Raw genomic sequence first — 8785 nt, 5'->3', positions numbered from 1 at the left:
GTCGCATGACTAGGTCCGCGGTGGCGAGAGGAGGGCCTCGGTCTCCACCGACTGCTGGCGGCCGCGTAGGGTGACCGACGTGATTCCGCTGCCGCCGCATCGAACCAAGGGCCCCGGCATCCTCGGTGCCACGCCTGAACAGCCCGATGGCCCGTTCGGCTGCTGGCCCGGTGACGACAAGGAGCACGACGCTGCCGCGCCCGACACCGCGGTGCCCTCGCCTCACATCGGGCGCGAGCGGTGATGCTGTGGCGACAGGTCCTGGCCGCGCTCACCGACAACACCCTGGACGACGCGGCCCGTGAGCAAATGGTGGCTCGCGGCGCCGCGCAACTGGCCGTACGTCGGGCGCCCGAGGGCCAGCAGCCCACCCGGAAGAGGTGATGGCGGTGGCGTTCGAAGAGTTCGCGGTACTCCTCGACGCCGAGCAGGCACGGACCGCCCTGTATGCCGGCCCCGAACCCCTCGTCCGCGAAGTGCCCGATACCTCGCCCTGACGGCTGGTCTCCCCCAGGCCATCCTGGAGACATGGCGAACCGGACCGATGATCTTGCTGACCTCACCCGCCAGGCTGTCGATACCGCGGGTGCGCTCCGCGTGCTGGTCGAGCGGATGAACGATCTGGGCCTGCGCATGAACGACTACAGCGACGCGGACCTGCTCGTCGTCGCCTCCGGCTACAGCGATGAGGACCTCCGCACCGTCGCCTCCGCACTACGCGGCACCGCGGTGATCACGCTGATGGACGCGGCAGACGCCGAGCTGCTGAGCGATCTCCTGCGGAAGCTCCGCGGCGGTGCAGGGCGCCTCTGACCTGACGCCGCCGTACGAGCGACTGAGGCTCAGCTGGCCGGCACTAGGTAGACGGAGGCGGCCCTTCGTGCCTTCTCCCGCTGCTCAAGGGCTGCTCGAACTTCCGGCGTCTCGGCGGCGCGCCGCAGGGCCTCGTCAAGGCCCATGGCCGGGGCCGGCATGGGGATGGCTGAGGCGGCCTCTCCGGGACCTGCTTCGACGCCCATGAGGTTGCACACCTGTGCGGCGAGGGTGATGTTGCCGGCCAGCGTGGCAAGGTAGTAGGTCTTCACCGGTTCAGGTGCTCGATCGCGGCATGGTTCGCACAGGACACCGCTCGGGCCTTGGGCAGGGTAGGCGAAGATCAACGGTTCGCTGCTGTGCTCGACCAGCACACCGCACTTCAGGCAGGGCAGCGGTGCGGGTCTGGGGTCGTACTCAACGGCGTAGAGCACAGGGTCCGTCATTCCGGTCGCTCCTTCACGTGGCGGTCGTCGTCTGCGGCTCGTTGCTCAACGACCCTTCGGGGCGGTGGAAACGGAGGCGGGCAGGGCGGTCGATCTGCTTACTCTCGGTCGAGTGTGAGCATCGCCGCAGGTCGGGGGCGGGGTCCGGCCTTACCTGTGGTCTGGGCGTCTGCCTAAGATCCCGGCATGACTTCACGTAACAACGAATCGGTGCTGTCCCGGAAGCAGAGGCTCCGGGACAAGCAGAGGCGGCAGCTGAAGGTCCTGGACGCGGTCGAGAAGCACGAGAAGAAGCTGGCCACCATCCAGGAGGAGAAGGAGCGGAAGATCGCCGCGATCGAGAAGGACGCGGCGGACGAGGCGGCCACTGTCGAGAGGGAGATGGCGAAGACCATCGTCGAGGCCGTCGACGTGTTCGGCAGTCAGCAGAGCGCCGCTGATGAGCTCGGTCTGTCGCTTCGGGAGATACGTCGCTTCCTGAACCAGGAGGACGATGACGAGGCGGCTGAGGCGTCTGACGGTACGGATGGAGCGAAGGGTGCTGCTGATGTCCAGGCCGGCGCAGCCGAAGGCACGGTTACGGGGGACGGCCCGGCGGCGGGTGGGGCTGCCGCGGTCACCAGCTCCGCGGCCGCGAGCGACGTGGTACCGGCGGCGGAGGTGTCGGCTGCGTAGTTCAACACGGGACGGCCCTCCTTGCCGCGCACCTGCGCAGCGAGGAGGGCCGTCTGCTGTTCACCGGGTCGTACCCACTAGGACCGGCGGCCGGCCTTGGCGGCCTTCTCGCGCCGCCCGATCCACTCCTTCACCTCGGTGACGCTTCGGGCGCTGTTGGCGTCCTTCGCCGGGAACGGGTCATCCGGGTCGTTGCCGTACGTCGTGGCGTAGTACTTCAGCATGTCGGTGGTGGTGCCGACGGCTTCGGCCAGGGCGGTCGGTCGGAGCCTGTCGGCGGTCTGGCCGCGGTGGGGTTCGATGGCCCGCAGGAGCCGGTTGGCGGAGTCGGTCGTCTTCAGGCCGAGCTGTTCGGCGAGCCAGGCCGGCGTGACGGTGGTGCCGGCGTTCTCGGCGCCCTGCACCAGCTCGAGCACCTCCTGCTCCCTCGTGGTGAGACCGCGGGCGTCGCGGGTGGAGGTCTTGGACGGCTTCCGCTCCCGTTCGGCGTTCTGCAGGATCCACTCGCGAACGGCCTGCCAGTCCCGCTCGCCGCTCTCGTCCGGCTCGGGGAAGGGGGTGTCGGTCTTCTCCGCGCTGTAGGCGCTGGCGTAGTAGTTCACGCCGCGGACGCTGATCCCGAGGGTACGGGCGAGGTCCTTGCTGTCCATCTTCGCGCGGCGGGGGCGAGCGCGACGCGCTGCTTCCGCGACATCGCGAGGGCCGGAGGCGATGTCCTCCCCGCCGAACCTGTCGACGATCCAGTTCAGGACGAGGTCGCGGTCGCGGAACTTGACGCCGCGGGGTCCGGTTTCGGGGAGCTCGGGAGGGAAGTCGGCGAACAGCTCCTTGTCGTACACCCAGTTCCGGACGCCGTGGAGGGTGAGGCCGGTCGCGTCGGCGATCTGCTTGTTGGTGATCTTCGCGGGGAGTTCGGCGAAGGCTGTGCGCACTTCGTTGATCGGTTTCATGGGCTGGTGCTCCTGGTGGTGGCCGGCGCTCGGCGGCTTGGGGGGACGCCAAGAGGCCGACGACGGGGCGGCGCTCTCGCTCGTGAGGACGAGAGGTTCGTGTCCGTCGTCGGCCGAGGCGCCGTGGTGGTGTGTGGCACGGCGGTTCGGTGCGGTTGCTCGTACGGGTGGCTATGGCTGTTTCACCACGCTCCTCGGGCTGTGTGCGCAGCGGTGCCGCTGGTGATCCAGTCGGCGAGGGCTCGGATGTCGCGTAGGGCTCGGTCGAACTCGCGACGGCTGTGGTCGCGGACCTCCGGCGAGGATCGGTGCGCGGACTGGCCGTACCAGACTCCGGCGTCGAGCGCGTCGGCCCAGCGGCGGGCCAGGTCAGCGAGGAGCTGTTCGGGGAGGCCGTGGAGGCAGGTGCAGGCGGTCTCGGTGAGTTCGGTGCGGAAGCGTCGAGCGTGCTCCTGGTGCTCACGGAGATCGGCGGGAAGCGTGATCGGTGCGCAGTGCCACGCGGGCAGGTGGGTGCAGGGGCTGACGTGTCCGATGGCCTTGGCGATGGCGGGCGCGATGGTGCGGGTCTGGTTCAGCACGTGTGTGGTGGCGTTGTCGTGCTGGAGGTCCAGTGTGGTGGTCATGGTCTGTTCCTGTTCGGTGGTTGTGGTGGCCGGGTCCGGACTTGCCCTCCCGTCTCCGACGTTTACTAAATTACCTACTCTGAGTAGTCTGGTCAAGCGACGCCGCCGATAGCTCGTGCTCGTCAGGCCACCAGCCGGCGGCGGCGGCGTTGGCCTCGTGCCCGATCGCGGCGGTCTCCAGGGTGTCGGGGCTTCCCAGGTAGGCGGCGAACGGCGAGGCGGGGAGGGCTTCCGCGAGGGATCGGATGCGGAGGGCCTGTTCGGAGAGGATGCGCGCAGCGGCGGCGAAGAGGTCGCCGAGGGAGTCGGCCGAAACGAGGTCCGCCCAGGTGCCGTCGCGCTGGCCCCGCACGGTGACACGGAACGGCTCCGTACGAAGGGTGTACCGGTAGTCGGGCTGGCCGGGGCTCTCCGGTACGGACGGCGGGACAACGGCGGTGATGAGGTGGGGCGCCCGGGCGTGGACCCACGCCCGGTATCCGGCCAGGGTCATCTGCTCGGGCCGCGCGAGGGTGGTGATGTAGTCGGCCAGGGCCGGGACCTGGTGCGTCGGGGGTGCCCAACGCGAGTAGATCCGGGCTTCGGTCCGGTCGTCCGGTCCGAGCCAGTCGAGGATGGCCCGCTCGGGCATGAGGTGTCCGTTCCCGGCCGCCGCGCGGGCGACCGTCTTGATTGACCAATTCGTTGGGCGTAGGGCAGCTCCGCGTACGTCGCAGGGGTGCCAGAAGTGAAAGACGGCCCCACGGAGAGGCGCCGCCTGGTCTGCGGGCGCTGGAGAGCACCGGCAGACGGCCGGCTCACAGGCCTCGCTTCGCCTGGATCCTGCCGCGCAGCGGCTCACGCTCGACCACGCACGCCGGCCCGCGCACGGTCCAGCGCTCGGCCGGTTCGGCGCCCTCGGACGGCAGGGTGTTGTCCGGGCCGGGCTCCCACACGAGCATCGACGCCGTGTCGTCGCAGCCGTCCAGGGCTTCGCGGTTCAGCGACCACAAGCTACGGAGTGCCTGGTAGATCGTCGCGTTCCGCTCCTTCGCGACTCCGAGCACGGTGGTGGCGGTGTTGATGGTGCCCTGCCCATCGCGGGCCCTGCGGGACAGCTCACCCTGGGCGACTCCGAGGGAGGAGATGACCTCCAGCGGCCCGTACTCGGCTCGGTCGTTGGGGCGGAAGCGGACGTAGACGATCACCATGTCTCCTGTGTGATGGCGGCCGCGAGCCGTGGGGCCTCGACCGTGTCGGTGTAGTCGGGGTAGCGGGGGCCGTGGTGGCGTAGGCCGGGGTGGAGTACGGCTGCCGGAGCCGGGCGGCCGTGACGTCGTTCCGCGCGCGCAGCGGCGAGGAGGTCCATCGCCCGCTGCGCCTTGACCTCGGCTTGCTCTCGGAGGTGGACGGGGCACTGTGCGGGGACGGTGACGCGGGAGGTGCGGAGGTCGATCTCGGCGGTTACACGGCGGATCATCGCGCCCCCACCGTGCGGTTCGACGAACAGCGTCAGGTGTGCGTGGACCCGGTGGTCGTAGGGGCGGAGCAGGGTGTACTCGTTGCGCCAGGACCGAAACTCGGTGTCCGGCGAGATGCGCACGCTCGTGGACACGGTCCGCCCGGTGCTGGCCGAGCGGGTCAGGAGGGGCGCTTCGGGGTGCGGCTCGGTCCGCTGCACGTGCCGGTGGAATGGGTACCAGCCGGGTCCGTAGACCACGGGTGTGTCGTCGAGGGCGTACGTCCAACCCCCGAGGGGCAGCTGGACGCCGTACATGTCGAACTCGTCTTCCGGGGCGACCGTCGGGGACGGGGGTGTTCGGGACGGCATGGGGCTTTCCTGTGCAGACGGCGGGGGTGGTGGGGGTGTTCGCGTACGAGGCGGCTCGATGCCGCCGCGGACGCGGTCGGCCGGCGAGCAAACGGACGCCGGGCTCATGGTGGCCGCGCGCTGGCGGCTGTCAGCGGCCTGGTGGTGCGTACGGCGGGGCGCGGCTCGGGCGGTTCGGCGCGGACGCGGCCGGGCCGGCTCGATGCCGGTCTGGGCGCGGTCCCGCGCGGACGGGCGGCGGGCGGGCCGGGGGCCGCATCGCGCGACGCGGCCCCCGGGGCGGCTAGAACGGCGGCTGGTCGTCCGCGCTGGGGGCGGTCGCCCACGGGTCCGCCTGCGGGGCTCCGCTCTGCTGCGCCTGGCCCCAGCCGTTCTGCTGGCCCTGACCGTTGCGCTGCACCTTGGCCACCTTGGCGGTCGCGTTGCGCAGGCTCGGGCCGACTTCCTCGACGTCGAGCTCGTAGACGGTGCGCTTCTCGCCTTCGTTGGTCTCGTAGCTGCGCTGGCGCAGGCGGCCCTGGACGATGACGCGCATGCCCTTGGTCAGGGACTCAGCGACGTTCTCGGCGACGTGTCGCCAGACGGAGCAGGTCAGGAAGAGGCTCTCGCCGTCCTTCCACTCGTTGGTGGTCTTGTCGAAGATCCTCGGGGTGGAGGCGACACGGAATTTGGCGACTCCGGCGCCGGAGGGGGTGAAGCGGAGCTCTGGGTCGTCGACCAGGTTGCCGATCAGGGTGATGGTGGTCTCGCCTGCCATGGGGGTCTCTCCTCGTTGGTGGTTCTGTGGCGGCCGATCCAGGGTTGCCCTCCCCTTCTCGACGTGTACTAGTTTACTTCTCGCGGGTGAACGTGTCAACCTGGCGCGGTGATGTGCCCCGCACCTGCCGCAGGGCGGCAAAGGCGGCGCGCGGCTGGGTGGCGGCAAGAGCCACGAACAGCGCCGACTCGCGCGCGCGGCTCCCGATCCAGCGCCCGGGGCGGTGCCGCACCTGCCAGTCGGCCCAGTTGCCGAGCCGGCCCCAGGGGCGGAGGCGGCCGAGCGCGTACCCCAGGCTGAGCGCGGCGAGGATTCCGGGAATGGTCATGCCCTGTCTCGTTTCGGTGGGCGGACGCGGCGCGCCCGCCGTTTCGGCGGGCGCTCCGCGGGGAGTGCCGGGGCTTCGCCGCCCCGGCGGGCGGCGGCTAGTCGAACATGTAGCTGCTGAACTGGCGGAGCAGGGTCCAGCCGAAGTGTTCGGGCATGGTGCCGTACTCGGGGAAGATGTCGATCAACGCCGACGTCGGCTCGTCGGGGACGGAGACGTCGACGAAGGTGTCGCCGGAGCGGTACTCCCACCAGTGGAAGCGGTACGGACGGCCGTTGATGTAGCGGACGTGAGTCTTGCTGAGTTCGCCGTACGGGCTCTCGTCGACGGCCTCCAGGAGGCGGGGGCCGATGGCGGGGCGGGTGGCGGTGGACATGTTCGCTCGTCTCGCTCGATGGTTCGTAGTGTTCGACCCGGGGTTTGCCCTCCCCGTTCCGACATATACTAATTTACCTCTTGCGGGTTGAGTTGGCAACCTCGCACGCCCGACCTCAACCGGAAGACCGAAGGGGACGGGCGCGGGACGGTTCAGCCGACGCGCCGGAAGGAGTCGGCGGCGTATCGGGCGAACTTCTCATTCGCGTCGCGCCAGAGGTGCTGCCGGGCGTCGGCGACAGGGTTGCCCATACTCCCCCCGGTTCGCTCGGAGTTCCGCTCAGCCTCGGCGATCTTCTCGTGCCACGTCGCGACGACGTCGCCGCTGACCTCCAGGGCCTCGATGAGGTTCACCCACAGCTCGATCTGGAACTGGTAGCCGGTGATGGCCTCGAAGAAACTGTCCATCCGGACGTTCTCCGCCGTCAGCTCCTCGGCATGGAGGCGACCCCACCAGTCGTTCGCGTAGCGCCGGGCGTTCTTCCGGCCGGCCTCGGCGGCGGTCTTCAGGCGCTCCTCGAATGCCTTGCGGTCGCGTACGGCGCGGTCGGTGCGGGCCATGATGTGCTCCTCGTCTGCGGCGGTGCTTTTATGGTGGCCGGTGCGGGGTTCGCCCTCCCCTCTCCGACGTGTACTAATTTACTAGCTTTGGGGTGGGGTGTCAACACCAGTCCCGCGTACGCGCTCCATGAGCGGCGCGGGGGGCCGGCCACCGCCGGGCCCGGGCGGGCCCGGCGGCGATGGTCAGCGGCGGGCGGCAAGGGGGCCGCAGGTGGTGTCGGTGAACGGTTCGGCCACAGGTAGGGGCGAGTCGGGGAACAGGGCCTGGTTGACGGCTCGGGCTTCCAGCCAGTCGGCCCAAGCGCCGTCGCTGTCGATGGCGAACACCTCTGGCATCAGGACGTGGGCGCGCAGGAGTACGGCGGTGACGGCCACGTCGTAGAGGCATGCGGCGGTCTTGGTGAAACCCCAGACGAACGGACCGGACGGGGAGAGCCGGTCGGGGTCGAGCTCCAGGCGGAAGTCCTCGCACGTCTCGTCGCCTCGCCCGTTGAAGAGGATCAGGCCTTCGCCGATCACCGGCGCTCCGCGCCCGTCGGATCCGCCCAGGGGGATCCCGGACGCCTTCGTGAAGTCCATGACGGCGGCGGCGTCCATGCGCAGTTGGAGCCAGTTGACCCGGAAGGTCTCCGACTGCGGGGCGTAGGCGAAGTAGTGGGTGTATCCCGTGAGACGGTCCTCGGTTCGGTGGTTCGTGGTGCGCGGCCCAGGGCTTGCCCTCCCTGTTCCGACGTTTACTAGTTTACCCGATACGGTCGAGCACATCAAGCCGCGAGGCCGCTGCTCCGGCAGGAGGGAGGGTCACCGTGCACAGGAACGGTGGCGTGGCCCCGTCCTGGAACCCGTAGGTGGAGTGCACGCACCACGGGCGGGCCCCGGGGACGGCCCCGGCGTCCCAGTGGAGGACGGCCGCGTAGACCTCGGCGAGTGCGTCACGCAGGAGCGCTTGGCCGTCTCGGTCGAGCGCGTCGGCTTCCTCGCGTGTGGCGATGACGGCCCCGTACACGCCTTCGATGCGCAGGAAGGTGACCGGGTGGCGGGGGTCGGCGTCGTGGGCGGTGCGGTCGAAGATCACGCGCTCTGCCCGGGGCCACAGCGCGCGGATGGCGGGGGCGGCGGAGTGGAGGAAGGCACCGGCCATCTCCGTATGGGCCTCGTGGAGCCGATGCGCGCGGGCCGCGAGGTGGGCGGCGGGGTCCGCGTACGGGTCGGGCAGGGGCGACTTGGCGGTGTCGGTGCTCATCAGTCGGCCTCGCTCTCCGGGTTGCGCCGGATCATGCGGTAGGCGGCGGCCCGGCCGCTGGCGGTCAGCAGGTGGCGGGCCCGGATGCGGGCGGCGCGCCCGGCGGCGAATGCGACCTGGGCGGCGCGGTCGCCTGCGGCAGCGCGGGCGAGCAGGTCCGCCTGCGGGTCTCCGGGGCTCTGGAGGGTCATTGGAGGTCCG

General features: G+C 70.3%; 17 protein-coding genes. 4 read left to right on the top strand and 13 right to left on the bottom strand.

What is annotated here, in order from left to right; translation table 11 throughout:
• The first annotated feature begins 79 nt into the window (after window positions 1-79).
• The 3 genes from ACZ58X_RS27400 (at window position 80) to ACZ58X_RS27390 (ending at window position 813) form a co-directional block, all read left to right on the top strand.
• Window positions 80-244 (top strand): hypothetical protein, encoded by a 165-nt coding sequence (locus tag ACZ58X_RS27400; protein ID WP_470336243.1) that lies wholly within the window; start codon window positions 80-82, stop codon window positions 242-244.
• Entirely contained in the window at window positions 244-384 is a 141-nt protein-coding gene (locus tag ACZ58X_RS27395; RefSeq protein ID WP_470336242.1) for a hypothetical protein, read from the top strand. Before ACZ58X_RS27400 ends, ACZ58X_RS27395 begins: the two co-directional genes overlap by 1 nt.
• Before the next feature lie 144 nt (window positions 385-528).
• Window positions 529-813 (top strand): hypothetical protein, encoded by a 285-nt coding sequence (locus ACZ58X_RS27390; protein ID WP_470336241.1) that lies wholly within the window; start codon window positions 529-531, stop codon window positions 811-813.
• Window positions 814-842: 29 nt separating this feature from the next.
• On the opposite strand, the gene ACZ58X_RS27385 is transcribed toward ACZ58X_RS27390, so the two are convergent.
• Window positions 843-1259, bottom strand: a complete 417-nt coding sequence (locus ACZ58X_RS27385) for a hypothetical protein (protein WP_470336240.1) — start codon at window positions 1257-1259, stop codon at window positions 843-845.
• 186 nt (window positions 1260-1445) lie between these two features.
• Between ACZ58X_RS27385 and ACZ58X_RS27380 the strand changes: the two genes are divergently transcribed.
• Window positions 1446-1934: a hypothetical protein gene (locus ACZ58X_RS27380; protein ID WP_470336239.1), complete on the top strand. Its 489-nt coding sequence runs from the start codon at window positions 1446-1448 to the stop codon at window positions 1932-1934.
• Between the two features lie 77 nt (window positions 1935-2011).
• Here ACZ58X_RS27380 and ACZ58X_RS27375 read toward each other — a convergent pair whose 3' ends face one another.
• The 12 genes from ACZ58X_RS27375 to ACZ58X_RS27320 all read right to left on the bottom strand — a co-directional run bounded on the left by ACZ58X_RS27375 (window position 2012) and on the right by ACZ58X_RS27320 (window position 8775).
• Window positions 2012-2884 carry a hypothetical protein gene (locus ACZ58X_RS27375; RefSeq protein WP_470336238.1) on the bottom strand — a complete coding sequence of 291 codons (873 nt, stop codon included), beginning with the start codon at window positions 2882-2884 and terminating at the stop codon, window positions 2012-2014.
• A gap of 182 nt (window positions 2885-3066) precedes the next feature.
• Window positions 3067-3510 (bottom strand): hypothetical protein, encoded by a 444-nt coding sequence (locus ACZ58X_RS27370; protein WP_470336237.1) that lies wholly within the window; start codon window positions 3508-3510, stop codon window positions 3067-3069.
• 70 nt (window positions 3511-3580) lie between these two features.
• Complete coding sequence (locus tag ACZ58X_RS27365; protein ID WP_470336236.1) at window positions 3581-4141, bottom strand: hypothetical protein; 561 nt, start codon at window positions 4139-4141, stop codon at window positions 3581-3583.
• Between the two features lie 166 nt (window positions 4142-4307).
• On the bottom strand, window positions 4308-4700 hold the full coding sequence (locus tag ACZ58X_RS27360; protein ID WP_470336235.1) for a hypothetical protein: 393 nt from the start codon (window positions 4698-4700) through the stop codon (window positions 4308-4310).
• The gene (locus ACZ58X_RS27355; protein ID WP_470336234.1) at window positions 4694-5320 is read right to left on the bottom strand and encodes a hypothetical protein; all 627 of its coding nucleotides are present in this window, start codon (window positions 5318-5320) and stop codon (window positions 4694-4696) included. Before ACZ58X_RS27355 ends, ACZ58X_RS27360 begins: the two co-directional genes overlap by 7 nt.
• Window positions 5321-5603: 283 nt before the next feature.
• Window positions 5604-6077: a single-stranded DNA-binding protein gene (locus tag ACZ58X_RS27350; RefSeq protein ID WP_362430089.1), complete on the bottom strand. Its 474-nt coding sequence runs from the start codon at window positions 6075-6077 to the stop codon at window positions 5604-5606.
• Between the two features lie 73 nt (window positions 6078-6150).
• Window positions 6151-6405 carry a hypothetical protein gene (locus ACZ58X_RS27345; protein ID WP_470336233.1) on the bottom strand — a complete coding sequence of 85 codons (255 nt, stop codon included), beginning with the start codon at window positions 6403-6405 and terminating at the stop codon, window positions 6151-6153.
• Window positions 6406-6502: 97 nt separating this feature from the next.
• Window positions 6503-6781 (bottom strand): hypothetical protein, encoded by a 279-nt coding sequence (locus tag ACZ58X_RS27340; protein WP_470336232.1) that lies wholly within the window; start codon window positions 6779-6781, stop codon window positions 6503-6505.
• A gap of 152 nt (window positions 6782-6933) precedes the next feature.
• Window positions 6934-7341, bottom strand: coding sequence for a hypothetical protein (locus tag ACZ58X_RS27335; protein ID WP_470336231.1), 408 nt, complete (start codon window positions 7339-7341; stop codon window positions 6934-6936).
• A 183-nt stretch (window positions 7342-7524) separates the two neighbouring features.
• A complete protein-coding gene (locus ACZ58X_RS27330; RefSeq protein ID WP_470336230.1) occupies window positions 7525-7938 on the bottom strand; it encodes a hypothetical protein in 414 nt (137 codons plus the stop codon).
• A 145-nt stretch (window positions 7939-8083) separates the two neighbouring features.
• Window positions 8084-8584, bottom strand: a complete 501-nt coding sequence (locus ACZ58X_RS27325) for a hypothetical protein (RefSeq protein ID WP_470336229.1) — start codon at window positions 8582-8584, stop codon at window positions 8084-8086.
• Window positions 8584-8775 (bottom strand): hypothetical protein, encoded by a 192-nt coding sequence (locus tag ACZ58X_RS27320; RefSeq protein ID WP_470336228.1) that lies wholly within the window; start codon window positions 8773-8775, stop codon window positions 8584-8586. The genes ACZ58X_RS27325 and ACZ58X_RS27320 overlap by 1 nt, the downstream gene beginning before the upstream one ends.
• Window positions 8776-8785: the final 10 nt, after the last annotated feature.

The sequence above is a fragment of the Kitasatospora sp. NPDC040550 genome (assembly GCF_055594965.1).
The sequence above is the reverse complement of the archived record's forward strand: the minus strand, read 5'-3'. Positions and strand labels throughout refer to the sequence as shown.